This is a genomic window from Aureibaculum sp. 2308TA14-22 (assembly GCF_040538665.1).
Classification (GTDB): Bacteria; Bacteroidota; Bacteroidia; order Flavobacteriales; family Flavobacteriaceae; genus Aureibaculum.
Genome location: NZ_JBEWXT010000001.1, coordinates 496,456 through 522,570, shown reverse-complemented (window position 1 = coordinate 522,570; position 26,115 = coordinate 496,456). Strand labels below are relative to the sequence as shown.

General features: G+C 32.2%; 23 protein-coding genes and 1 pseudogene. 5 read left to right on the top strand and 19 right to left on the bottom strand.

From position 1 onward, the window contains the following. Window positions 1–45 precede the first annotated feature (45 nt). Complete coding sequence (locus U5A88_RS02330) at window positions 46–1,455, top strand: sulfatase family protein (protein ID WP_354203431.1); 1,410 nt, start codon at window positions 46–48, stop codon at window positions 1,453–1,455. A gap of 126 nt (window positions 1,456–1,581) precedes the next feature. Here U5A88_RS02330 and U5A88_RS02325 read toward each other — a convergent pair whose 3' ends face one another. The 5 genes from U5A88_RS02325 to U5A88_RS02305 all read right to left on the bottom strand — a co-directional run bounded on the left by U5A88_RS02325 (window position 1,582) and on the right by U5A88_RS02305 (window position 5,628). Next, window positions 1,582–2,043, bottom strand: a complete 462-nt coding sequence (locus tag U5A88_RS02325) for a hypothetical protein (protein ID WP_354203430.1) — start codon at window positions 2,041–2,043, stop codon at window positions 1,582–1,584. Between the two features lie 3 nt (window positions 2,044–2,046). Further along, window positions 2,047–3,339: a tetratricopeptide repeat protein gene (locus U5A88_RS02320; protein ID WP_354203429.1), complete on the bottom strand. Its 1,293-nt coding sequence runs from the start codon at window positions 3,337–3,339 to the stop codon at window positions 2,047–2,049. Between the two features lie 94 nt (window positions 3,340–3,433). After that, entirely contained in the window at window positions 3,434–3,970 is a 537-nt protein-coding gene (locus tag U5A88_RS02315; RefSeq protein ID WP_354208111.1) for a DUF4331 family protein, read from the bottom strand. Window positions 3,971–4,105: 135 nt separating this feature from the next. Continuing rightward, window positions 4,106–4,756: a DUF4331 family protein gene (locus U5A88_RS02310; protein ID WP_354203428.1), complete on the bottom strand. Its 651-nt coding sequence runs from the start codon at window positions 4,754–4,756 to the stop codon at window positions 4,106–4,108. A gap of 284 nt (window positions 4,757–5,040) precedes the next feature. Beyond that, window positions 5,041–5,628, bottom strand: coding sequence for a DinB family protein (locus tag U5A88_RS02305; protein ID WP_354203427.1), 588 nt, complete (start codon window positions 5,626–5,628; stop codon window positions 5,041–5,043). A gap of 47 nt (window positions 5,629–5,675) precedes the next feature. Between U5A88_RS02305 and U5A88_RS02300 the strand changes: the two genes are divergently transcribed. Then, window positions 5,676–6,641 carry a YpdA family putative bacillithiol disulfide reductase gene (locus U5A88_RS02300; protein WP_354203426.1) on the top strand — a complete coding sequence of 322 codons (966 nt, stop codon included), beginning with the start codon at window positions 5,676–5,678 and terminating at the stop codon, window positions 6,639–6,641. Beyond that, the gene (locus U5A88_RS02295) at window positions 6,642–7,220 is read left to right on the top strand and encodes a YdeI/OmpD-associated family protein (protein ID WP_354203425.1); all 579 of its coding nucleotides are present in this window, start codon (window positions 6,642–6,644) and stop codon (window positions 7,218–7,220) included. 269 nt (window positions 7,221–7,489) lie between these two features. On the opposite strand, the gene U5A88_RS02290 is transcribed toward U5A88_RS02295, so the two are convergent. From U5A88_RS02290 to U5A88_RS02270, 5 genes are all read right to left on the bottom strand, one after another. Continuing rightward, on the bottom strand, window positions 7,490–8,344 hold the full coding sequence (locus tag U5A88_RS02290) for a hydroxymethylglutaryl-CoA lyase (RefSeq protein ID WP_354203424.1): 855 nt from the start codon (window positions 8,342–8,344) through the stop codon (window positions 7,490–7,492). A 31-nt stretch (window positions 8,345–8,375) separates the two neighbouring features. Next, window positions 8,376–8,990 (bottom strand): LysE family translocator, encoded by a 615-nt coding sequence (locus U5A88_RS02285; RefSeq protein WP_354203423.1) that lies wholly within the window; start codon window positions 8,988–8,990, stop codon window positions 8,376–8,378. A gap of 135 nt (window positions 8,991–9,125) precedes the next feature. Further along, complete coding sequence (gap, locus tag U5A88_RS02280) at window positions 9,126–10,121, bottom strand: type I glyceraldehyde-3-phosphate dehydrogenase (RefSeq protein ID WP_354203422.1); 996 nt, start codon at window positions 10,119–10,121, stop codon at window positions 9,126–9,128. An 11-nt stretch (window positions 10,122–10,132) separates the two neighbouring features. Beyond that, complete coding sequence (pfkA, locus tag U5A88_RS02275; protein WP_354203421.1) at window positions 10,133–11,119, bottom strand: 6-phosphofructokinase; 987 nt, start codon at window positions 11,117–11,119, stop codon at window positions 10,133–10,135. A 135-nt stretch (window positions 11,120–11,254) separates the two neighbouring features. After that, complete coding sequence (locus U5A88_RS02270) at window positions 11,255–15,691, bottom strand: translocation/assembly module TamB domain-containing protein (protein ID WP_354203420.1); 4,437 nt, start codon at window positions 15,689–15,691, stop codon at window positions 11,255–11,257. Window positions 15,692–15,818: 127 nt separating this feature from the next. Between U5A88_RS02270 and tsaD the strand changes: the two genes are divergently transcribed. Next, window positions 15,819–16,847, top strand: a complete 1,029-nt coding sequence (gene tsaD / locus U5A88_RS02265) for a tRNA (adenosine(37)-N6)-threonylcarbamoyltransferase complex transferase subunit TsaD (protein WP_354203419.1) — start codon at window positions 15,819–15,821, stop codon at window positions 16,845–16,847. A gap of 1 nt (window position 16,848) precedes the next feature. Here tsaD and U5A88_RS02260 read toward each other — a convergent pair whose 3' ends face one another. The 9 genes from U5A88_RS02260 to U5A88_RS02220 form a co-directional block, all read right to left on the bottom strand. Beyond that, window positions 16,849–17,223: a VOC family protein gene (locus U5A88_RS02260; RefSeq protein WP_354203418.1), complete on the bottom strand. Its 375-nt coding sequence runs from the start codon at window positions 17,221–17,223 to the stop codon at window positions 16,849–16,851. Window positions 17,224–17,232: 9 nt separating this feature from the next. Next, complete coding sequence (locus U5A88_RS02255; RefSeq protein WP_354203417.1) at window positions 17,233–17,577, bottom strand: TfoX/Sxy family protein; 345 nt, start codon at window positions 17,575–17,577, stop codon at window positions 17,233–17,235. A gap of 111 nt (window positions 17,578–17,688) precedes the next feature. Beyond that, complete coding sequence (locus U5A88_RS02250; RefSeq protein WP_354203416.1) at window positions 17,689–18,936, bottom strand: aminotransferase class I/II-fold pyridoxal phosphate-dependent enzyme; 1,248 nt, start codon at window positions 18,934–18,936, stop codon at window positions 17,689–17,691. Window positions 18,937–19,098: 162 nt separating this feature from the next. Further along, window positions 19,099–20,136, bottom strand: coding sequence for a PLP-dependent cysteine synthase family protein (locus U5A88_RS02245; RefSeq protein WP_354203415.1), 1,038 nt, complete (start codon window positions 20,134–20,136; stop codon window positions 19,099–19,101). A 215-nt stretch (window positions 20,137–20,351) separates the two neighbouring features. Then, a complete protein-coding gene (locus U5A88_RS02240; RefSeq protein WP_354203414.1) occupies window positions 20,352–20,777 on the bottom strand; it encodes a hypothetical protein in 426 nt (141 codons plus the stop codon). Between the two features lie 12 nt (window positions 20,778–20,789). Further along, a complete protein-coding gene (locus U5A88_RS02235; RefSeq protein ID WP_354203413.1) occupies window positions 20,790–21,404 on the bottom strand; it encodes a flavin reductase family protein in 615 nt (204 codons plus the stop codon). Next, window positions 21,404–22,714, bottom strand: coding sequence for an ABC1 kinase family protein (locus tag U5A88_RS02230; RefSeq protein ID WP_354203412.1), 1,311 nt, complete (start codon window positions 22,712–22,714; stop codon window positions 21,404–21,406). Before U5A88_RS02230 ends, U5A88_RS02235 begins: the two co-directional genes overlap by 1 nt. A 5-nt stretch (window positions 22,715–22,719) precedes the next feature. Further along, complete coding sequence (locus U5A88_RS02225) at window positions 22,720–23,373, bottom strand: TetR family transcriptional regulator C-terminal domain-containing protein (protein ID WP_354203411.1); 654 nt, start codon at window positions 23,371–23,373, stop codon at window positions 22,720–22,722. A gap of 125 nt (window positions 23,374–23,498) precedes the next feature. After that, window positions 23,499–25,664, bottom strand: a complete 2,166-nt coding sequence (locus U5A88_RS02220; RefSeq protein ID WP_354203410.1) for a S9 family peptidase — start codon at window positions 25,662–25,664, stop codon at window positions 23,499–23,501. 65 nt (window positions 25,665–25,729) lie between these two features. On the opposite strand from U5A88_RS02220, the pseudogene U5A88_RS02215 reads away from it, so the two are divergent. Beyond that, a pseudogene (locus U5A88_RS02215) lies at window positions 25,730–26,052 on the top strand (YbaB/EbfC family nucleoid-associated protein). Window positions 26,053–26,115: the final 63 nt, after the last annotated feature.

The window sequence follows — 26,115 nt, the reverse complement described above, 5'->3', positions numbered from 1 at the left end:
CATTCAGCTATCGCTGACTAAAGTTGCTATGACAAGTGACCAAATATGAAAAATACATTTAGAATACTCTTTTATTCAATACTACTGGTAGTATCTAGTCAATGCAAAAAGAATACTACAAATAAAGAAGAAAGACCCAATATTTTATTTGTATTAGTTGACGACCAACGCAATGATGTTATTTCATCTGCAGGTCATCCCATTGTAAAAACGCCAACAGTTGACAAACTTGCTAAAGGTGGAATTACATTTACAAATGCATATGTAACCACTTCTATCTGTGCAGCAAGTAGAGCTTCTATTCTTACAGGATTATATGAAAGTAAACATAATTATACGTTCGGTAAAAATCCACTCAAAAAAGAGTTTATCAATAATTCATATCCTTATTTGCTGAAAAAATCAGGATACGTTACTGGTTTTACAGGCAAACTTGGCGTAAAACTAGAAATGCAAGACCAGAAAATTTCAGAAATGTTTGATTTTTTTAAGCCTACATTTAAAAACACACCACATTTTCAAAAACTTGCTGATGGAAGTATGCGACACTCAGCTGAAATTCGTGGTGATGATGCCGTAACATTTATTAAAAATCAAACGTCTGAAAAACCTTTTTGTCTCTCCATAAGTTTTAATGCTGTACATGCAGTTGATGGAAATTTAACTCCCGGTAACGAAGGGCATTACCCATACCCAAAAGCGGTTTCTGAACTGTATGAAAAAGTAGAAATGCCAAAACCTAAATTATCAGATTCAGAAATTTATGAAAATCATCCTGAATTTTTAAAAAATTCGTTAAACAGAGAACGTTATTTTTGGCGGTGGGATACCGAAGAAAAATACCAATCTAATTTAAGAGCATATTTCCGCATGATTAGTGGATATGACAATGTAATGAATAGGGTAATTGCAACTTTAAAAGAAAAAAATCTAGATGAAAATACTGTAATTATTTACTCTTCAGATAATGGTTATTATATGGGTAACAGAGGTTTTGCAGGTAAATGGACGCATTACGAAGAATCATTAAGAGTTCCTTTAATAATTTATGATCCGAGAATGCCGACTAATGTTATTTTAAAGAAATCTAATAAAACAGCCCTCAATATTGATATTCCGGCAACTATACTTGACTTTGCTGGAGTTTCTATACCTCAACATTATCAAGGAGAAAGTCTTCTACCTATTTTAAAAGATGAAAAAATTGAAACTTGGCGAGATAGTTTTCTTATCGAACATAGAATGGAACATGATAAACTACCAAAATATGTTGGAATTCATGGGCAACAGTATGTATATGCCAATTATTATGAACAAAATCCGCCATATGAGTATTTATATGATTTACAAAAAGACCCTAATCAATTAGAAAATTTAAAAAACAATCCTGATTATAAAGTAGTTCTTGAAAAAATGAGGAGCAAATCTGAGAATCTAGAAAGTAGCATAAAGTGATTACCATACCCAAAAGAAAATGTCCATCAATTAAGACGGACACCTTCCCATTACTAACATAAAACTCAAAACATCAACATAATAATTTATTTCCTTTTTGCTTTTTCATTTTATTTATATTAGTTTTTAAAAGGTATAGCTGATACCTAATAGGGCTACAAAACCAGCCTCATGTTCAAATTCACTCAAATACGTAATGTCATTATTTTGTGCAAGTACAGGTTCATTGGTTACTTCGGTATCACCATAATTGATAGCGTTTTCTATAGACAATATGATGTCAAAACTACCAATGCTTTTTACTAGGTTAAAATCCAAAACAAAAAGGTCCCTTAAACTATAGGTTTCAAAATCATTGGCAAAATCAGCATCATATAAGATTTTCAAGTCAAAACCAATATTCTTTTTTCCTTCAAAAGTTATTCCAACATTAAACTCATCATCGGCATCATTTTGGTAAAAAGAAATACTTCTTTTATTTTCTTGTGTTTCTAAAAATTCAGCACCAATATTATTTTGAGCCCAATTTGTTACACAACAAACCATCATCACAAAATTTATTATACATTTATTTATGATTGGTTTCATGGTTTATAAATTTTTAATGCTTTGCTCTAAAACTGGGCCTAACTCATAGGCACTTTCTAATAATTCCTTTTTCAATTGGTTAGCATCTTTTCCCAATCCGTTCGCCTTGTAAATGGCAGCCATGTGGTATTGAGCTTCTGGCTCAAACGTTTTATTGGCAATGTGTTGTTCTACAATTTCTAAAGCTTTTTTAGCTTCACCTTTATGATAATATGACCAAGCTAATAGATCATACGATTGAGGTGTTGGCCTGTTTTCAATTTCTTTTTTTGCAATTTGTAAGGCAGAATCAACGTTGTCCAATTCCTCCGCAAACAATAGTGCATTGTATTTGTTGTACATCGCTCCGTACTGTTTGTTTTGAACTGCACCTAAATAAGCCTTGATATTTTCTTCCTTTTTGTCATTATCATTTTGAAATTCAGCAATTTCTGCTTTGAGCAAATAATAATCGGGTGATTTATGCTGTGTGCTTATGGCGTCTAAAATTCGCAATGCTTCTTCAGGATTTCTTTCATATGAATACACAATCCAAGCAATTCCTTTTTTTGCGTATGCCTCATTGGGATTCATTGCCAATGTTTTTAAATACATTTGATAAGAATCTTCAATACGATTGGCATGACCGTAATAATCTCCCAAGTTGGTATATGACCATTGCATCAATCCTTTATTTTTAGAAGATTCTGCAATGTCCTTTGCTTTTTCCATGTATTTGATTGCAGCATCTAAATCTCCTTCATGGTCACTCCATTTTGATAGGCGAATTAAATAACCGAAATCGCCAAGGTCTTTTACTTCGTTTAAATAGTACTTTGCTTTTTTCGCATTCCCAAATTCTAAGTACACATCGAATAACATTTGTTGCGTTTGGATCAATTTTTCACCGTTTTCTTCTGCCTTTAACAACTGCTCTAACGCTTCTTTAAATCTGTGTTGTGAAATATAGTTTCTTGCTAAGCCCCTTAAGTAACTCGCATTATTGTAATTTGTTCTTTCATTAGCCAATAGTAATTTCTTTTCGGCTTCAATTAAGTAGTTTATTTCGCCAGTAGTCGAGAAAAGTTGTGCATTGGCACTTGCAATTTTCCCTAAGTATGGATATTGATTTGGGGTTTTTTCCAGTTTTTCAGTCCAAAATTTATATTCTCTGTTGGCTAATGCCAACGCAGTATTTTCTTTGGTTTCTAAATAGCTATTGTAGTCTTTAGTATCTGTAATTTTATCGTTTGATTTTGTACAGCCAATTAAAATGGTCAACGTTAGAATAGCTGTTAATATATGTTTTGAGTTCATAATATGTTAAATTTTTATGTTTTATGTATGCGTAATTAAAAAATATAAGGGCATGTCATAGCAGGCACACCCTTAGTGGGTATTGTTTATAATCTTACCATGGCGAAGCCAAGTAAGGGAAAGATGTTAAAAATGCTTTGTCATTAGCATCCACATGGTCATCGGATAAATTAGGATTCTCAGAAAAGTCTTCTCCTCCAAAAATCAGTAATAACTCTACGGTAATTACGTCATCGGCTAGGGCTCTACCTGTAAGCACATTTGTACCATCGTAAAAGGTAGTTGTACCATCTAACGATAAGGTCAAAACATCCGTTGCCAACACTCCTGCAAAAGAAGGAGCATCTAACCCTAATGCATTTTTATCTCCATCATTGGCATAAGCAGGGCTTAATGCTTTTAACCCAGCTTCAAATTTTGATGCAAAGGCAGCTCCTTGATCTTTTGGTGCTGTTGTATTAAACATGTCTTTTTCGGCCGCACTAACAAAAACTGTATTAATTGCAGGTCTTGCCATCTGGTCTGCTTGTACATACGTTCCTGAAAAATCAGGGCCCATCGGTTCTTTCATATCATCATCACCATTATCACAGCTAATAAAAACAACGCTTGATAACAACGCGATGGTCATTAATTTTATATTAAATTTTATTCGTGAATTTTTATTTTTATTATTTAGTCTCATAGAACTCGCATTTAGAGTTTCCATAAAATTTTGTATTTGCATATATGCTCGTTTCATAATTTTAAGTTTAAAAAGTTTATATTATTGTTTTCTTTTAGATTCTACCCATGTATTAATAGAACCTGAACCGCCAACGGCCGATTTAGGTACTTCTACCACAATAGACATTACATTGGTACCGGCAAAAGTATCCGCTCCAGGGTCATTAAAAGATGTAGCATTACCCGCGATGATTTCACCGTATTGAGCAAAATCCATAAAGAAAGGATCGTCACGAGGTCCCGCGAAATAAGTCATTCCTGCATTCGTTGCTGTAATGGCACTTGAACCGTAAGGCGTAATGTCAACAGAAGATTGCGTTGCGTTTGTTAAAATAGTACTGTTTAAACCAGGGGCACTAGGTGCCATGGGGCCAAAAAAGTACATTTTACCGTCTCTTGGTATTGCTTGTATTACCATATCCTCAACATTGTCTGCATTGGTATCAATGTTAAATTCAACCAATACATTTTCATCAAATGAGGCATTTCCAGTAGCACTTGGACTTAATAATCCTTGTACATTCGCCACAAATACAACATTGTCGGTGTCTTGCCCTTGAAAGGCATAAAAATCTGTGATATCACTTGTACCACCTTTTACGTCTGGAGCATCGATATGATCCGCCGCAATTGTTAGAAGTCCGACCACTGCCAGTACTCCAATTCCAATACTAATTTTCATTTTTTTCATAATAGTTTGAGATTTCGTTATTAATTATTTTATGTTCTCTGCTATACCTACGGAAAAATGAAAAGGGCGGTTTTTAAAAATGTGGATTATTTTGAAAAAAAATTGTTATTCAATTATAAACATCTGTTAAATTGATAGTTACAAAATCAAAATTTTTAGAAATATATAATATAAAAAGTCCAAAAGAGGAATATCAGGCGAATTATTTCACCCAAAGGATGCAAAGAGGAACATGCAATCCCGATAGCTAACGGAACGTGAAGAAAAAATGTAACAGTTTAGAATTACTTCCTAACCTTACCACTAAAAACACTGACCTTCGAATTAAAAGGGTTTCCAGATGCTCTTCTCAATACCACAATTTGTCCAGCATGCCAAACAGCGTCTTCTATTGGTCCATTAATATTGTTCCAAAATGGATATTCGGAAGTGCCATAATCATTTTTAAAAATGATTTTAAAATCTTCCAGTGATTCGGCTTCCAGTAAAATATCGCTAGCCTTTTTTAAGTTTAACAACGTGGCTTTTCGTATTTCGTCAAAACTTAATGTGTCTTTTTCAGAATCACCATTGGGAGTTTTTGTAGTAGCATTTACAATTACTTTAGACAAATCATAAATATGATCTATAGTTTGTCTGCTAGTTCTTCCTTTTTCGCTTGGTTTATAAGCCAAATCTTCTGCTCGCAAACCTTCGGTTGCCCAGTAGTATCTAAAACCCAAACCATCAATCATTCTTGCAGCGACCGTTGTTGCCGTGTATTTTTCAGGATAGTCAGGGATTTCTGCATAGGGTAATTCTGAAGTTTTCATCTCTTGAGCATTTGTAAATATGTAAGTAAAAAGTAGTAGTGTAACTAAGAATTGTTTCATTATTAAATGATTAAATTTGTTTTTTAAAAGTAAGGTTAAATTATTATATGAAAAAGACTTTGGACGTTTTAATTATCGGGGCGGGTCCAATCGGAATTGCTTGCGGTTTAGAAGCAAAGAAAAAACAATTGACCTATACTATTATTGAAAAAGGCGTTTTAGTGAATTCATTGTATCACTACCCCAGTAACATGACATTTTTTTCAACCTCTGAAAAATTAGAAATTGACGAAATACCATTTATAAGCAGTAACCCAAAACCTAACAAAAAGGAGGCGTTAGAATATTACAGACGCATAGTATCTTCAAACAAACTCAATGTAAATTTATTTGAGAAAGTAGAAACGGTAAATTCAAAAAACGGTATTTACAAAGTAAAAACAAACAAAAATAATTATCAGGCAGAGAATATTATTATCGCAACCGGATTTTATGATATTCCAAATTATATAAATGTCCCAGGTGAGGATTTGCCGAAAGTTTTTCATTATTACAATGACCCACATTATTTTTCTGAACAAGATGTGATAGTTGTGGGTGCAAGCAATTCTGCCGTTGATGCAGCTTTAGAAATTTATAGAAAAGGTGGAAGGGTAACTATGGTTATCCGAGGAAAAGCAATTGGCGAAAGGGTAAAATATTGGGTCAGGCCCGATATTGTAAATAGAATTGAAGAAGGTAGTATCAAAGCCTATTACGAAGCTGAAATTAAAGAAATACAAGAGGACAAAGTAATTGTTTCCACAAAACAAGGAAAAGAAATTACATTGAAAAATGATTTTGTAATTGCTTTAACAGGTTATCGCCCAAATTTTAAATTCTTAAAGAATATTGGTATAAATTTATCTAATGACGGTCTTCAAAAACCGGTTTACAATCCTAAAACTATGGAAAGTAATTTAAAAGGAGTCTATTTGGCTGGAGTGATTTGCGGTGGTATTGAAACACATAAATGGTTTATTGAGAATTCAAGAATTCATGCTCAACTAATTATTAATACTATTACAAAATAAATGACTGAACTCTCTGAGCTTTATTTTAAAACAGATATTGAATGGCGAAAATGGTTAGCAGAAAATCATTCTTCGGTTAAGGGAGTTTATCTTATCTTTTATAAAGTAGAAAGTAAAAAGCCGAGTATGCGTTGGGAAGAAGCCGTTAAAGTTGCGTTATGCTTTGGTTGGATAGATTCCACCGTTAAAAAACTAGATGATGAACGCAGACGGCAATATTTTTGCCCAAGAAACGCAAAAAGTGTTTGGAGTAAGTTAAATAAAACCTATATAAAAGAGTTAACTAAAAATGGCTTAATACATAAAAGTGGCATAGAAAAAATAAGAATTGCGAAGAAAAATGGTTCTTGGACAGCCTTAGATGATGTTGAAAATTTAATTATTCCCGAAGAATTACGACTGGCTTTTGATAAGAATTCATTGGCGTTTGAAAACTACAAAAACTTTGCACCTAGTTATCGCAAGAGTTATTTGTATTGGTTAAATCAGGCTAAACGAAAGCAGACACGCGAAAAAAGAATTGAGCAAATTATTCAATTTTGTGAGAAAAATATAAAAACACGTAATACTTGGCAATAAGTATAAAAATGGTAATATCCTAAAAAACTTTGTTCATTTTTTCCATTGATGAAAAAACGAACCAAAAAAATCTAGGCTTACTAAAAAAATATGAGAAAATACTACGGAAACCCCAGCCACCGATGAAAAGAACTCTGGCTGCCTATCGGTAGCCCTCAAACAGCTTTTCATCGCATGCCCAATACTGCTTCCTTGATTTTCTATGTTTTTTTAGATAGGCCATTTAGACAATAACACCTTTAGTTCGAAAAATAATTAGGACATAGTAGTTATAAAAATACTTTTCCAGATCGGTTGTAAGCCGCTTTAAATTCGTTATTGTTCAAACCCAAATCAACATTTTGTCCTTTAAAATAAGATACTAATTTTTCGGTTGGCATATTACCGGTCAATTCATCTTTTGCCATAGGGCAACCACCATAACCTTTGATGGCACTATCAAATCGGTTACATCCTGAAATATAAGCCGCATGCACTTTTTCTTTCCAAGTTGTAGGAGTGGTATGCAGATGAGCTCCAAATTCTATTTTGGGATATATCGGTATTAAATTCGAAAATAAATACTCAATAATATCTGGCGTAGAACTACCAATTGTATCCGACAAGGAAATTATTTTGACGCCCATTTTCGCCATTTTTTGAGTCCAATCTGCCACAATATCAACATTCCACGGGTCTCCGTAAGGATTTCCAAATCCCATTGATAGATAAGCCACCACTTCTTTATTGGTTTTATGTGCAATGCTTAAAATTTCTTCTAAAATCAAAACTGATTCAGCTATAGTTTTACCTGTATTCCGCATTTGAAAATTTTCAGAAATGGAAAATGGATAACCTAAATAATCAATTTCTTCAAATTGAGAAGCGTCATTTGCTCCTCTTACATTGGCCACGATGGCTAACAACTTACTTTTGGTTTTACTTAGTTCCAATTTGGAAAGTACCTCAGCCGTATCACGCATTTGCGGAATAGCTTTCGGCGAAACAAAACTGCCAAAATCAACAGTATCAAAGCCAACTTTTAGTAGTTGATTGATATAAGTTGCCTTGGTATCCGTCTCTATAAACGGTTTAATACCTTGCATAGCGTCTCTAGGACATTCTATTATTTTTGGTTGGCTCATTATATCAAAGATACGACTTGAAATAACTTTATTAAGAAAATAAAATAAAAATTGCAATTCCCACAAAAACCAATATTTGGAGCCATTTTAAAAATCTACCTATTTTTTTATTTTGCCGTAAATAATCTGAAATTTTACCAGCTAATATCGCAAACAAAGAAAAAATAATTAGGGAAACTGCCATAAAAACAAAACCCAAAATAAAAAATTGAGATACTGTACTTAAAGTTTCACTAAATAAAAATGCTGGAAAAAATGCCAAAAAGAAGATTGAAACCTTAGGGTTTAGCACATTCATTATAAATCCTTGTTTAAATAATTGACTTGTACTTTTCTGAGGTTTATTGTCGGAAGTCAACTCAATTTGTGAAGAACTCTTATACACTTTATAGGCTAAGAATACTAAATAACTTGCTCCAAAAATCTTTAAAGCCAAAAATAAATTTTCATTCTCTTTAATAATGACCGACACTCCAAAAGCGACTAAAGTAGTATGAACAATACATCCTGATATTAAACCAAAAACAGTCGCCAGTCCATATTTTACACCATTGGTAATACTTTGTATTAATACATAGATATTATCTGGGCCTGGAGAAATTGCTAATAATGCAGTCGCTGCTATAAAAGAGAGAATTATTTCCAAGTTGTATTAGTTAATTAGTTGCTTGTTATTTGACTTTAGCTCTGAACTATTAAAACTCGATGCTAAATTACAATTTAAGGCAAAAAAAATCCTGCCGAAACAGGATTTTTAGTATTCTTATGTGTTTTATGCAAGCTATAAGGTTGCAGCGTACTCGATAAGGTCAACTATTTTTGTTGAATATCCCATCTCGTTATCATACCAAGCAACTACCTTTACAAAATTATCTGTTAAAGCAATTCCAGCACCAGCATCAAAAATACAAGTACGCGGATCACTCACAAAGTCTTGAGAAACTACTGCTTCTTCAGTATATCCTAAAATACCTTTCAATTCATTTTCAGATGCTTTTTTCATAGCAGCTTTTATATCATCATAAGAAGCACCTTTCTCTAAACGAACTGTAAGATCTACCACAGAAACATCCATAGTTGGCACTCTAAATGCCATTCCTGTTAATTTACCATTCAATTCAGGAATTACCTTACCTACAGCTTTTGCCGCACCTGTAGAAGATGGTATAATATTTCCTAAGGCTGATCTACCTCCTCTCCAATCTTTTGCAGAAGGTGCATCAACAGTATTTTGAGTTGCTGTAGTGGCATGAACCGTAGTCATTAAACCTTCAACAATTCCGAAATTATCGTTTAATACTTTTACTAATGGAGATAGGCAGTTGGTCGTACATGATGCATTAGAAAAAATAGTGTCAGTTGCTTTTAATTTTTCGTTATTCACACCCATTACAAACATTGGTGCATCGGGAGATGGAGCAGAAATAACTACTTTTTTTGCTCCTCCCTTAATGTGCAAAGATGCTTTTTCTAAATCTTTGAAAATACCTGTTGAGTCGATTACATATTCAGCACCTACTTCATCCCACTTTAAGTTTTCAGGATTGCGTTCAGCTGAAATTCTTACGGTTTGTCCATTAACAACTAAGGAACCGTCTTTAACCTCAACTGTTCCGTTAAAAGCACCATGAACAGAATCATACTTTAGCATGTATGCCAAATAATCTACTTCTAATAAATCATTAATAGCTACTACTTGGACATTATCTCTTTCCATGGCCGAACGAAATGCCAATCGTCCAATTCTACCAAATCCGTTAATTCCTATTTTTATCATAATTTTAATTTTTAAACTGATAATATATCAGATATTCTTAATAATTCTCTATTTATGTCATGAGAGCTTTTTATAGCCTCCTCAATATTTGTTGTTACTATTTTACTATTTATAAAACCAACCATTGCGTTAGATTTTCCATCTAAAAGACTCTCAACGGCTTTAACCCCTAATTTACTCGCTAACACCCTATCAAAACAGGTAGGGCTACCTCCACGTTGCATATGACCAAGTACAGAAACTCGTGCCTCATATCCGGGTAGATTTTCCTTAACATATTCTGCCAATTCAAACACATTTTTACCTGTTTTATCTCCTTCGGAAACTACTACTATGCTTGATGATTTTCCGCTACGTTTACTCTTCTTTAAAGATTCTAACAACCTATCCAATCCTAAATCTTCTTCTGGTAATAAAATTTCTTCAGCACCTGCACCAACACCTGCATTTAATGCTATAAAACCAGCATCTCGACCCATAACCTCAACAAAAAACAATCTATTGTGTGAGCTGGCTGTATCTCTAATTTTATCGATACATTCTACAACCGTATTTAATGCCGTATCGTAACCAATGGTTGATGAAGTTCCGGCTATATCGTTATCAATCGTACCCGGAACACCTATAAAAGGTATACCGTGCTCTTTTCCAAATACAATTCCCCCATTAAAAGTACCATCGCCACCTATAAGTATCATGGCATCTACGCCTGCTTTTTTTACTTGTTCATAGGCTTTTGCTCTACCTTCTTTTGTTCTAAACTCTTTAGAACGAGCTGATTTTAAAATAGTACCTCCTTTACTGATAATATTTTTCACGCTTCTAGCGGTAAGTTCAATATAATCGCCTTCTATCATACCTTGATAGCCTCTGTAAAAACCTACACATTCTACATTGTAATAAGAACAAGCTCTAGCAACTGCTCTAATAGCAGCATTCATTCCTGGAGCATCTCCTCCAGAAGTTATTACACCTATTTTCTTTATGTTCTTGCTCATAGATTGCACTTATTTAAAGCAGCGTAAAATTAAGAATAATAAAGGTAATTTCTGTTCTTTTTAGAATTTTTGTACGAAATCGTTATCGTATAAATGAAGTGTAAAAAAACGTAAAATTAAAAGTAACTTATTTTATCACTTTTTTACTGAACGAGGTATAGAATCTTTTTTTCTTGATCCGAAATTTATTAACTTTTTTTCAGCTCTTAAACTATCTTTAACTTTTTTCTTGAGCTTCTTTTTGTCACTTCTTTGGAACAATTTATCCATTAATTCTTTGGTATTATCATAATCTACTCGCCAAGATAAACCAATACCATGGGTATATCCTTCTACATCAGTAACATCATATTCTATATCATTCTGTCTGGTGTATGCTTTAGCTCTTAATGTACCTTCTTCGTTTAAAGGAAGTTCAACTTCAACTTCCCCTACAATGTTATTTTGTTGTGTGTTGGTACTCACAGGCACACCAACTTTACCATTTACTATAAGTTTATCTGCAATAGTACTGGAAAACGAAACACCTAATTGATCGCTCAGGTCATAGGATCTCACATCGTTTCTACTGGCAATATCATAAGTTACTCCCAATTCAAACTTATCTCCTTTTGATTTTAAAATACCCGAAAGCACCTTGGTTATTTTTTCTGAGAGATTTCCGGTTAGGGCAGCGTTACCATCAAAATTCAAATTCCCTTGATCTAATGGCATAAATGAATTAGCCATTAACAAAGAGAAAAACTGTGTCATTTTAGCATCTTCATTACTCAATTTAAAATCCAGTTCTGAATTGATACTCGAATTTTGGTTCAGTAGCTCTATATCAAAATCTATATCCGAATTTAATAATTGACCTGTAATATTTGCAATTAAGTTTACATCTATTTTTCTATTAGATCTTTGGTCTATGTTATCTAGTAGAATGGAAGGGTTTGCTTTTGTTTTATAAATGGCTTTTATATTTAAAAATGCATCAAACGGATTACCGTTCCAAATTACCTGGCCACCAGGCTGAACAATAAAGTCTTTGTTAACTATATTTCTAAATTCATAAATACCATCAGAAATAACATACACACCATTAATTTCAAATTTACCATTTGTATTGATTTCAATACCCATATACCCATTACCACTACCTCTTAAAATACTACCAGTATTTTTATCAATTACAATTTCGGCAATGGCATTATCCCTTACTTCTAAGTCAAAGTTTAAGCTCAACCCTTTAAGTTTGTCAAAAATAATTTCTTCACGTTTGTTTTTATCAACACCATTTTCAGCTAGGGTTACAAAATTAATTAAGCCCGAATCTCCAATAGTAGAAACGTCACTTAATGGCACAATAAATTCAGTGCCAGGCATTGTAGCACCTTCCACATTGATAGTTAACTGATCCGTATAACCTCTTATTTGGGCATTTCCATCCATAAAAGCTGTTCCGTAGTATTGCACTTCCTCATCTTCTAAGGTGTTTAAAACCAGTAAATTATCAGTATCAATATTTAAATTTAAGTACCATTTTTTAAATTTATAATGGATAATACTACCAAATAAACTCCCTTTTGTATTCCTATCTGTATCAGTAATTTCTGTTGGAAGGAATTTGAAAGTACGATTGTTTAATTCTACTTTAGAGTTATTGGCAAGTGCATAATCTACATTTAAATATGGAATTTTTATTCCAGCATTATCTAGGGTTAGTTCTCCGTTAAAATCGGGGTTTTCTAATAAACCCGATACTGTTCCATAACCTTTTACCCTACCCCTTATATCAGTTATAACATCTTTACCTAAAGCACTAAAAGAACTAACATCAAACTCGTAAAAATTATAATTAGCAAGAATTGTTGGTTGCTCTGCAGAAAAGTCCACCTCACCATCTGCAACAAAAACATCATATTCGTCATTTGTTAATCTTGCCGCTATTTGGTATTGCTCTATAGAGTTATCCCCTTGTGCCGTTAAAAAAAGATTGCCTTGTTTTATATTATTTATATAAAAGTTATTTATTGAAACATTGGCCAAAGGAAACGTTTCGCCATTCATTTGTTTATAATTAACTCTTCCGTTCACCAGACCTGTCATTTCAAAACCATCAATGTATGGTGTTATTCCGTTAAGATCGACATTTTTTAGATTTAGAGTGAGATCTTTGTTATTTTTCCCGCTGATTATTCCCGCCATGTCTATGACTTGGTCTTCATGAGAAATTGTAAACTTATCAAAAGCAAAGGTGTTTAAGGCCTTGTCAAATACTATTTTATTTTGATCGTTATTATTAGGGTTTACTGCCCAGTTGTTTTCTTTAAAAATAATATCAGATCTTTTCATTCCAACAACCGATTTATTGTTTTCATTAATAGTATGATAAAAACTTAAGTCAAATTTTTCTTTTAGATCTTTACCTCCAACAAAATCGGTTCTGAAAAACAAGGTGTCATTTAAAGTTACGTTAACCAAATTAACATCAGCTATATTATAATATTTAGAATTAATCTTGTCAACGCTCAATAGTGTATTATAGATTGGATTTTTATTATCAATTTGTAACCTAATGTTTTCAATTAGGTTATTGTAAGCGTCTATTTGTGGCGATCTTACTGTCAATTCAAATTTATCCAAATCTGAACTTATGGTTCCTTTAATAGTTGAGTTAGCTCCAATTTTTACTTTAGGAAAAAATACATCAACAATTTTATTGTAGATTTTAAAATTAAAATCTACAAATTGGCCTTTAGTAACCAACTCTGGTGTATAGTTTGCATAAACACCCGCAAATGAATTTGTTGCTAATTTTCCTATTTCATCATATTTAAATATACCTTTTATTCTTCCTTCTATTATATCGGTAGAATTCATAGTTACAACTCTAATACTGTCTTGGAACTCTGAAGTGATTTTAAAATCTGTAAAAAAGTAATCGTCGTTTTGATTGGTATATGAAGCATCTGAAAAGTTAATTTCACCAGCCATATTATCTAAGGTATTTCCTTGTAATTTTATATCTATTTTCCCTTTGAGGATGGATATAGAGTCTCTTTTAAAGAGGTTCAATTTATTAAAATCAGAATAGGTTACATCTGCAATAAAATCAAAATCATAAACTTTTTTGGATAAATCTGCCAATCCCGTAAAACTCATCTGCAGATTTTCGTCTTTGGATACCAAGCTTCCGTTAAAGTGTTTATTTTTAAATACACCATTTATATCAATATCGTTATAAGTATACCCTTTATATTGATGTTTAAAAATATTACCGTTTAGTGTAGTGTTAATATTATCTATTGTAAATCCTTTACCCTTTACGTCTGCTATTAAAGATAATTTGCCAACTAAACTATCTTGTATAATTTTACCGAATTCTAGATCTACAAATTCAATTTCACCAGCGTACCTAGCATTGTTTACATCATCTATATTTGTCATTTTTAGATCGGTAATAATTTTGCCAAGATCTGTTCTAATAATAACATCAGCATTCATTAATTCAGTAGTAACATAAGATTGTCCGGTAACACTAAATCTACCTAACCTACTAACGGATGGCGGTAAATTTTTACCTAAAAGGTTAGGCAATATTATTTTTAAATTTTCATAATTAGAAGTTAGCTCATTAATATTAGCCGTCATCGAAAACCCGTTTTCGTTGTTAATTGTATTTTTAAAATGAAAGTGTCCATTGATAATCGAATTCCTGTTAGATTCCAACTCAAGATTGTTCAGTTTAAAATCGTTTAACGTTCCATCTAAATCAGCAGTAAAATTCACCTTATCATTTAAACCCAACTCATTATAAAATTTATTCAAATCAATTAATGACACTTCAGCTTTACTAACTTTGGCATTAATTAATACTTTATTATTAAAATCTGCTAAATCTTCTCTGTTATAACTAAATGTGAAATCAGCACTTATTTTAGAATTTTGTGTAGCCAAATAAGTAGAATCAAATGTCATTTTGGTTTTGGTATAAATAAAATTTGAAGTTAACTGTGTAACTTCAATACCATGGTTTTCAACTAAAGAAACCCTTCTTACATTTGCATAAACCTGCGGCCCTTCAATTTTAAAATTATCTACAATTCCTGTTATTTTTTTGTAATAGACAATAGCTTCCTCCTGTTTATTTTTATCAAAAAGGTAAAAATTCCCATTGTCAATATTTAGTTTTGACGAGGTTAATAGAAATGGTGTTTCTGATGGTGTATCATCTCCATCATCAAACTTATCAATAAAAATAGATAGGTTATCGTTTTCTTCGCCCTTGTACGTTTTCATATACAGATAGAGTCCTTCAACATCAATTTCGCCAAACTCCAATTTGTTATCTATAATATTTTTATAACTAAAAACTGATGTTGTAAGTTGGTTTACATAAATTAAAGAATCGTTATGGTGATCGTTAATGCTAACACCCTTAAGTTTAACGTTTCCTAAATAAGATAAATCTACTTTTTGAACAAGAATATTAGTGTTGTAAGTCTTATTTAGATTGTTTGTAACTACTTTGGCAATTTTAGTTTGAACTGCAGGTAAAGAGAATAGAGCAACAGATACTACAACCAATAACAGTAAAATTATTAGTATTCTTAGTATTATTTTTTTTGCTCTTTTGATAGTTTTAAATGTTATAAATTTGCCGTGTTAAAAATACAATAATTAGAGGTACAAATTTTGTGCCTTACTGATAAACTTGACAACAAATAATTCAACATATATTTTAGCGATAGAATCATCTTGCGATGATACAGGGGTTGCTATCTTACACAACGACAAAGTGTTGTGTAATGTTGTGGCAAATCAAGAAATTCATTCGCAATATGGAGGTGTAGTTCCTGAATTGGCTTCAAGAGCACATCAGCAACATATTGTACCTGTTGTACATCAAGCTCTTAAAAAAGCTAGAATTGACAAAAAACAATTAAATGCTATAGCCTTTACTAAAGGTCCAGGATTGATGGGGTCATTACTAGTTGGAAGTTCGTTTGCCAAATCAATGTCTTTGGCCTTAAATATTCCGCTGATTGGAGTAAACCATATGCGAGCACATATTTTAGCTCATTTTATTGATGACGAAAGTCAACAAAAACCACCTTTCCCTTTTTTATGTTTAACCATAAGTGGTGGACATACTCAAATAGTTAAAATAACTGATTTTTTTTCTATGGAAGTTATTGGTGAAACCCTCGATGATGCCGTTGGTGAAGCTTTTGACAAATCCGCTAAAATATTGGGATTGCCATATCCAGGAGGCCCTTTGGTAGATAAATATGCACAATTAGGAAACCCAAATGCTTACGTCTTTACAAAACCAAAAACTAAAAACCCATTAGATTTTAGTTTTAGTGGATTAAAAACGGCTATTTTATATTTTATTCAAAAAAATGTAAAAGAGAATTCCAATTTTATAGAAGAAAACCTGAATGATATTTGTGCATCTATTCAATTTACAATTACTTCAATTTTAATGGATAAATTAAAAAAAGCCGTAAAACAAACTGGAATTAAACATATTGCCATTGCTGGAGGTGTTTCTGCAAATTCTGAAATACGGAAAGTACTAAAAGAAGCTGAAAATAAATATGATTGGACTACGTACATTCCAAAATTTGAATATACCATGGATAATGCAGCTATGATAGGTATTGTAGGCTATTACAAATTTTTAGATGGACAGTTTGATGGTTTAGATGTAACCGCGAATGCCAGAATGAAAATGTAGTTTACTGCTTTTCCATTTTAAATTCGCCGATATGCCATAATATTCCTGATGGGTCATGTATAAAAAATTCATTTCCCCAATCGTTTTCTGCAATATTGGATATCCGCACAGTTGGATACTTCTTGGTTAAATTTAGATTTGTTATTACTTCTAAGTGCTTTTCTAAATTTTCTACTTCCAAAAACAGCATGGTATTATCTACCCAATCTTTTACATAAGCATCTTGTAAATAAAACCCAAAATCGCCCATTTTAAAATACGCCATTTTAGGTGAGATTTTAAATTCTTCAAATCCAAGATCTAAATAGAAATTTCTGGAAATTGTGAAATCTATAGCACCAATAAACGGCCTGATTGATTTTGGGGTGTATTGCATTTGAAGTGATTATTTCAACGTTTTATTAAAATCCAAGGCTTTATCTATCCAATATTCTAAATCAGATTCCAAGTCAAAACCTTTAGGAGTAACAAAAATATACCCTTTCATGGGTCTGCCTGTAAAATCCATAGGTAAGCTAACTTCTTTTGTTATTTCTTTTTCATAAGCTTCCGTTCCAATTTTTGCCATTAACAAACTATCTCCATATTTTTTGTCGATATGAATACCACAAGTCATTTTATCGTTGACCATAAAAACCAGCCCGCCCATCATTTTTTTACTGCAAAACGCTACATTTTTAGATTTTATAATTGCACTTATTCTTTCTCCTAAGTGTTCATCGTATGCCATTTATTGATTATTTAAATCCCTAAGATACAATTATATTAGAAAATTATAAACAAAAAAAATCCCAAACTCTAGCAATTGGAATTTGGGATTTTTTATTGAAATTTGTATTTTCTATCCTAGCATGGCCTCGGCAATCTTTTTATAAACACCATCTCTTAATTTTTCTCTTATAGCAGAAAATGCAATAATGGTTTCTTTTACATCTTCTAAAGTATGTGCCGCTGTAGGAATCATTCTAAGTAAAATCATTCCTTTTGGAATAACTGGATACACTACAATAGAACAGAAAATACCATGATTTTCTCTTAAATCGTTGACCATAGCCATGGCTTCAGGTATGTCACCTTTTAAAAATACTGGTGTTACACATGTGTTTGTATTACCAATATCAAAACCTTGCTCTTTAAGACCTGATTGCAATGCATTTACATTTTCCCAAAGTTTTTCTTTAAGCTCTGGCATTGTACGTAACATATCTAAACGTTTTAATGCTCCTTTAACCATTGCCATTGGCAATGATTTTGCAAACATTTGCGAACGCATATTATATTGTAAAAATTGAATAATATCTTTATCAGCAGCAAAAAATGCACCAATGCCTGCCATTGATTTTGCAAATGTGGCAAAATAAACATCTATATCATCTTGTACGCCTTGCTCAACACCTGCACCTCTACCACCTTCACCTAAGGTGCCAAATCCGTGAGCATCATCCACTAAAAATCTGAAATTGTATTTTTTCTTAAGAGCTGCTATTTCTTTCAGTTTACCTTGCTCACCCCGCATACCAAAAACACCCTCAGATATTACTAAAATTCCGCCACCATTTTCAGTTGCCATTTTAGTTGCCCTTTTTAAGTTTTTTTCTAAACTTTCTACATCATTGTGCTTATATACAAAGCGTTTGCCCGCATGCAAACGAACACCATCAATAATACATGCATGAGTATCAATATCATAAACAATAACGTCGTGCTTGGTTACTAGGGCGTCTATGGCAGAAACCATACCTTGATAGCCAAAATTAACCAAATATGCTGCTTCTTTATTAACAAAATCTGCACATTCTTGCTCTAATTGCTCGTGAAAAGGAGTGTGACCTGACATCATTCTGGCACCCATTGGGTAGGCCATACCATGTTCGGCTGCTGCTTCTGCATCTGCTTTTATAACCTCAGGATGATTAGCTAAACCTAAATAATCATTAATACTCCAAGTAATAACCTTTTTTCCGTTAAAGCCCATTCTGTTTGAGATAGGCCCTTCTAATTTAGGAAAAACATAATATCCTTCTGCTTGTTCGGCCCATTTACCTAACGGGCCTTTATCTTTAATTATTCTTTCAAATAAATCTTTCACATTTTCAAATTTAATACTGCAAAGTAACTAAAATTTTAGCTTATTTAAAGGTACGATATCACTCTTTTTCAACAAGATACTTATTAAGTAACTAAAAATACAATAAAAACCATAAAAAAAGGCTTCAAAAATGAAGCCTGAATATTAGTTTATTTAAGTATTTTATTTAATATATTCAATTTCTGATTGTACAAATTTTTCAGTATCAAAAAAGCCTTGTTCTCTCATCCAATCATCACTATATACTTTGCTCATGTACCTTGAACCATGATCAGGAAAGATAACAACAACATTACTATTTTGATCAAATTCACCTTTTTTTGCTAATTGAAAAACGGCCTGCATAGCCGCACCACTTGTATATCCTGCAAAAACACCTTCAGTTAGTGCTATTTCTCTTGCTCTATGTGCACTATCCTCATCATTTACCTTTTCAAATTTGTCAATCACATCAAAATCTGTAGCGGTAGGAATTAAATTTTTACCCAGACCTTCTATCCGGTATGGGTAGCTTTCTTTGGTATCTAACTCTCCTGTTTCATGAAATTTTTTCAATACAGACCCATAAGCATCAACACCAATGATTTTAATATTTGGATTTTGTTCTTTTAAGTATTTTGAAGCTCCAGATATTGTTCCGCCTGTACCACTTGCAGCTACTAAATGCGTTATTTTGCCTTCAGTTTGTTCCCAAATTTCAGGACCTGTAGTGTTGTAATGTGCATCAATATTTAATTGATTAAAATATTGATTGATATAAACCGAATCTGCAATTTCAGAGTGCAATTTTTTAGCAACATTGTAATAAGAACGAGGATCATCAGCACTAACATGAGCTGGGCAAACGTACACTTTAGCACCCATTGCCTTTAACATGTCAATTTTATCATTTGAGGATTTAGAAGATACTGCTAAAATACAATCGTAACCTTTAATAACACTAACCATAGCAATACTAAAGCCAGTATTACCTGATGTAGTTTCTATAATTGTTGTCCCTTTTTTGATTAAGCCTTGCTTTTCAGCTTGTTCGATAATATGTAAGGCAATTCTGTCTTTAGTTGAATGACCTGGGTTGTAACCTTCAAACTTTGTATAGAACTTACCTTCTAATTTGTTGGTAATTTTGTTTAATTTAATCATTGGTGTACTACCAATAAGCTCTAAAATGTTTTGGTTAATACCTAATTTATAACTCATAAAAAATCAGTTCTAATTATTATTAACTAACGGGCAAATTTACTGTTTTTTTTTAAATCACTTTTAAATATCATCTAAAAATGACCAAAAGAAGTAATTTTTTTAAAAGTTTTTAAACAGAAACTTTTTACAAATAACAGTAAAAACCCCAACTGAGTTATTCAAAAAAACCTGCCACTTTTAACAATGCAATATTAAATGGTAGGTTATATAGCTTAAGACAACTCAAACAACTTATTTAAGAAAGCTATCCTTAGTGTTAATAACTTATTGATGAATTTTTTATTCTCTTTAAACAACCTATCCTCTTTAAAACTAACAAATTTTCCTTGTGCATGAATACTAAAACCATCTGATTTGTATATAACCAACTGGTAATAAGGTATTACCCAAGTAAAATTTCTAAGACCTTTATTTATCAAAACCAAAATACCTTTAGGTCTTAATTCTATGTTGGCATAGGTTATATCAGCAACTTTATTAATATATTCTTTCATATTAGTGCTTACCGTATTAACTATCATACGTTTTGAACCTATTCCCTTTAATTTTAAAATCTGCCAAAAAGTAAATGACTTACCAACTAAATCATTAATCAGTATTTCATCTTTTTTATTGTGGTATGTAGTTTCTAAAACCACTTTTTATATTTTTTATTTAGGTCTTTGATAACCTAATCGCTTTTCTAAATTAGGAATAGTGTATCCATCTAAGCCATTTATTGAGGCTACTTTACCTAAAGACAGATTTATAAATCCATCTTCCTGTAGCATATCATCTTTTATATATAAGTCAATAATTTCACCGATAACTAAAATTATATCGTTACTTTTTATGTGATATTCTTCTACAAATTTCATTCCTAACTTAATAGGAGCACCCTCAACAAAAGGAGCTGGAAAATTATTTAAATATTCAGGTTTTAAATTTGTCTTTTCAAATTCTGATATTGACTTGTCATATTTTGCCGAAGTATGATGAGCATCTTTTAAAATAGTATCATAAATATGATTAATAGTAAATGTCCCTGTCCTTTTTATATTTTCGTACGTGTTTCTGAGTACCGTCGTTGGCCGAAAAAAGACACCCAATAATGGCGGATTTGAACCCATATGAGTAACTGAACTAAATACTGCTACATTTTCTATACCCTCAGGGGACTTTGTGCCAATTAAATTAGCCGATTTATAACCTGAACAACTATTGATTAGATTTATACGATAAAGATGGTGAAAATTGTTAATGTCTGCTCTACTAAAATGTATCATTATAAATTTTCGAAATTAAAAATTTTTACATCTTTCGACTTTAAATCGAACATTAAATTATATAAGCCAAAAAATGTCCTGTTTATATAAATAAAATGTTTAGACCCTCTGTTTCCATTCATTTTTCTTAATTCAGTACTTTTAGAGTATCGTTCGCCTAATTGTCCTATCTTTTCAAAAAATTCAGAATTAGAAAAATCAAACACCTCTTGATGTAAAGGTTGCGTAAACAGACTCAACATTTCATGAAACATTTGCGTAAAAAATTCAATTTCTTCTTCTGAATCATCTTCTCTCAAAATTTCTAATTCAAAAAGTTTTTCCTTGAATAAGATCGGATTGTTAATATTCTCTTTTTCAGCTAACTCAAAATAAGGAATATAAAACTCTTGAGGAATTTCTTTTATACAACCAAAATCAATTACAATTAATTGCCCTTGTTTATTAATTAAAAAATTACCTGGATGTGGATCTGCATGTACTTTTTTCAATTTATGGATTTGAAACATATAAAAATCCCATAAGGCTTGCCCTAATTGATTAGATATTGCTTGGTTAGTATTATGAGCTACAAATTCCGACAAATGCTCACCATGCATCCAATCCATTGTAATAATTCTCTGTGAAGAATATTTTTCATAATAATTAGGAAAAAGCAAATTTGGTATATGTTTACACGCATTAACCATAGCTTTACTCTGTTTTACTTCTAATGTGTAGTCCGTTTCTTCAATTAACTTATCTTCAACCTCCTTGAAATACTTATCAGAATCTTTACCCTTTATATTAAACATGCTCATTGCTATAGGTTTGACCATAGTTAAATCTGAGCTAATGCTTTGAGCTACACCAGGATACTGGATTTTTATGGCCAATTCTTTATTATCTTTCACTGCTTTATGGACTTGACCAATACTCGCTGCATTCACAGAAGTAGCATTAAATTCATCAAAAATTTCATTAGGATGTTTGCCAAAATACTGCTTAAACGTTTTAATAACTAATGGCGGTGATAATGGTGGTACAGAAAACTGAGCCAATGAAAATTTCTCTACGTATGCTCTTGGTAAAATATTCTTTTCCATGCTCAACATTTGAGCTACTTTTAAAGCACTACCTTTTAATTGTTTGAGGCCATTATAAATATCATTAGCGTTATTCTGATTTAATTTTTCCTTTGCAACTACTTCAGTATTAATAATTTTATCACCATAATATTTCAGGTAATTAACACCAACCTTGGCTCCTGTTTTTACCAACTTTGAGGCACGTTGCATTTTAGAAATTGGAATACTATCTATAGTCTTCATTAGCTTTATATTTTTACCTTTTCTTTATATAAAAACTTACCAAAATCGATAATACTTTTTATGGGTTGTGTATCAATTAAATCAAAACTTGTGTTAACACTTTTTTCAATAAAAATATCTGTTTTTTCAAAATTCTTAGATGTGTCATCCATCCAAAATTTCATAGTTACAATCAGTTGCAACCAAGCCGACTCTTTTAAAGTCTTTTGTTGGAATTTTGTGATTTTTTCCTCTTTTATATCCAACATTTCAATTTCAAGCCCATCAACATAATCAGTAAAGACTTTCTTTAGTTCTGATAGTTTAGAAATGTTTTTCAGCTTATTTTTATCTGCACTAAGAGCTTGTAGCACATAGCTTCTATTGGCTGTTAAGTTTTCGAAAAACGTAAAATAAAAACATAATAGTTTATCTCTAGATTCGTATGATTCATACTCCTCACTTTTATTCAATGTCGTTAGTGTATTATCAAAAAATGTTTTAAAAACGTCTTTTTCAATAGCCTCAAAAGTACCATAGAAATTATAAAATTGTGCTTCATCAAAATTATTCTGTTTTGCAAATGCATAGACAGATTTTGGTTTATCATTATGCTCTAAAACATAATCCATATAAAAGGACAACAGTTGATTTGAGGTAATATTTTTCTTTTTTGCCATGATTTATAATTTAAAGTGTAAAGATACTAATTGTTTAACTTTAATAAAAATATATTAAACAAAATAATGTTAAGAATAAAAAAAGTGCCAACTAGCGGCACTTTTTAAATTAGATTTCACAAAACTTACTCTTTAATTCCTTCCATTTCTAGTAGAAACCCGTAGTCTCTTGCTGTATCCTTTAAAGCATTAAATCTACCCGATGCACCACCATGTCCAGATTCCATATCGGTATGCATTACCAACAAATTATTATCCGTTTTATGAGCTCTTAATTTGGCCAACCATTTTGCAGGTTCATAATATTGTACTTGGCTATCATGCAATCCAGTTGTGATTAGCATGTTTGGATACTCTTGCTTTGTAACATTATCATAGGGTGAATACGACAGCATATAATCGTAATACTCTTTTTCGTTGGGGTTCCCCCATTCGTCATATTCGAATGTAGTCAACGGAATGGTTTCATCTAACATTGTAGTAACCACATCAACAAATGGTACAGCGGCAACTACACCATTATATAACTCTGGGTTCATGTTTACTACGGCACCCATTAATAAACCACCAGCTGATCCGCCCATAGCATATAAATGATCAGCAGAAGTATAATTATTTTCAATTAAGTATTTTGAACAATCTATAAAATCGGTAAACGTGTTCATTTTATTGAACAATTTACCATCCTCGTACCATTGCCTGCCCAGATATTGACTTCCGCGGATGTGTGCCAAAGCATATACAAAACCGCGATCCAACAAACTTAAGCGTGTGGTGCTAAACCCATCGGGAATGGTGTTTCCGTAAGAGCCATAAGCGTACAATAGCAATGGGGTGTCTTTGCCCAATTCGGTATCTTTTCTATGCACAATGGAAACCGCAACTTTTTTCCCGTCGCGTGCCGGTACCCAAATGCGTTTACTGGTGTAATTGTTCTTATCGAATTTTCCGCCAAGTACTTCTTGTTCTTTTTTTATTTCCTTGGACTTGTCCTTCATGTTATAATCAATAACGGATGCCGGTGTGGTAAACGAATTGTAGCTATAACGGATAATGTCGGTATCAAATTCAGGGTTGTTGTTTACCCGTACGGAATAAGTTTCTTCATCAAACGGCAGGTACTCATCGGCAGTTCCGTCCCATCGTTTTATGCGGATTTTACTCAACCCGTTTGAACGTTCTTCCAGCACCAAATAATTTTTAAATATTGAAATATCTTCCAATAACACATCTTCTCTATGGGGAATTACATCAACCCAATTATCAGAACCAGTTTTATCAACTGGTGTTTTCATTAATTTAAAATTTGACGCTCCATCCTTATTGGTATAGATATAAAAGTGATCGCCAAAATGAGAAATATGATACTCAAGTTCTTTAACTCTTGGCTGTATAATTTTAAACTTCTCATTAGGTGTATTTGCATTTAGCACTTGATATTCCGTAGTTAACGTACTACTAGATCCAATAGCTATAAATTGATTTGATTTTGTTTTAAAAACATAGGTGCTATACGTATTATCTGCCTCATAAAATATCTCAACATCTTTAGAAGGATCGGTACCTAAAATATGTTTAAAAATTCTTTCCGCCCTTAAAGTTGTAGGATTTTTTTTGGTATAAAAAACCGTCTTGTTATCATTTGCCCAAACTGATGAACCAGATGTGTTTTCAATCTTTTCTGGATAAAACTCGCCAGTTTCCAAGTTTTTAAATTGTAAAACATACTGACGACGACTTATGGTATCTACCGCAAAGGCAGCAATTTTGTTATCAGGACTAACATTTAATCCGCCCAATCGATAGTATTCATGCCCTTCTGCCAATTTATTGACATCGAACAACAATTCTTCATCAGCATCTAAATTTCCTTTTTTACGAGCGTAGATTGGATATTGCCCATCTTTTACATATCGAGTTATATAGTAGTAACCATTATCTTTATAGGGTACAGACTCATCATCTTCTTTAATTCTAGATTTCATTTCTTGGAACAATTCCTCACGAAACTCTTTGGTATGTCCCATCTTTTTTTCAAAATAGTCATTTTCAGCATTAAGATAGTCTAATACTTTCTGAGTATGCTCATCTGGATTTTCTGAATTTTTCTGTTCATCTGATAACCGCATCCAATAATAATTGTCTGTTCTAGTATCACCATGAATTTCCATCTCTTTAGGAACCACATCCGCAATAGGTGCATTAATCTCTTCTGCTTGCATCTTATCTTTTTTGCATGAAGTGGCAAAAGTAAGTGAAACTATTGTTAAAATAAAGGCTAATTTTTTCATTTTATGTGTTTTATTATTTTCTACTAAAATAGTAAATTTGCAACTAACCAGTTAACTACTAAAACATGTTCGGAGATTTACAGGGAATGATGGGAAAACTTAAAGAAACCCAACAAAAAATAGAAGAAACAAAAAACGACTAGATACCGTTTTGGTTGAAGGCACTTCTAATCAAGAAAAAATTAAAGTAACGGTTACCGCAAATAGAACCGTAAAAGATATTGCTATAGAAAATAGTCTATTGAATGACAAGGAAGAATTAGAAGATTTCTTAATCATTGCATTAAATGATGCTCTTAAAAAGGCAAATGACATTAATGAAGCAGAAATGGCCGCCGCCGCAAAAGATGGCATGCCAAATATACCTGGATTAGATTTTTTTAAATAACTCTTTTCCCATGATTTTTATCAGGATTTAAAGTTTGCTTTCATTTTACTTTTGTGCTCTAAT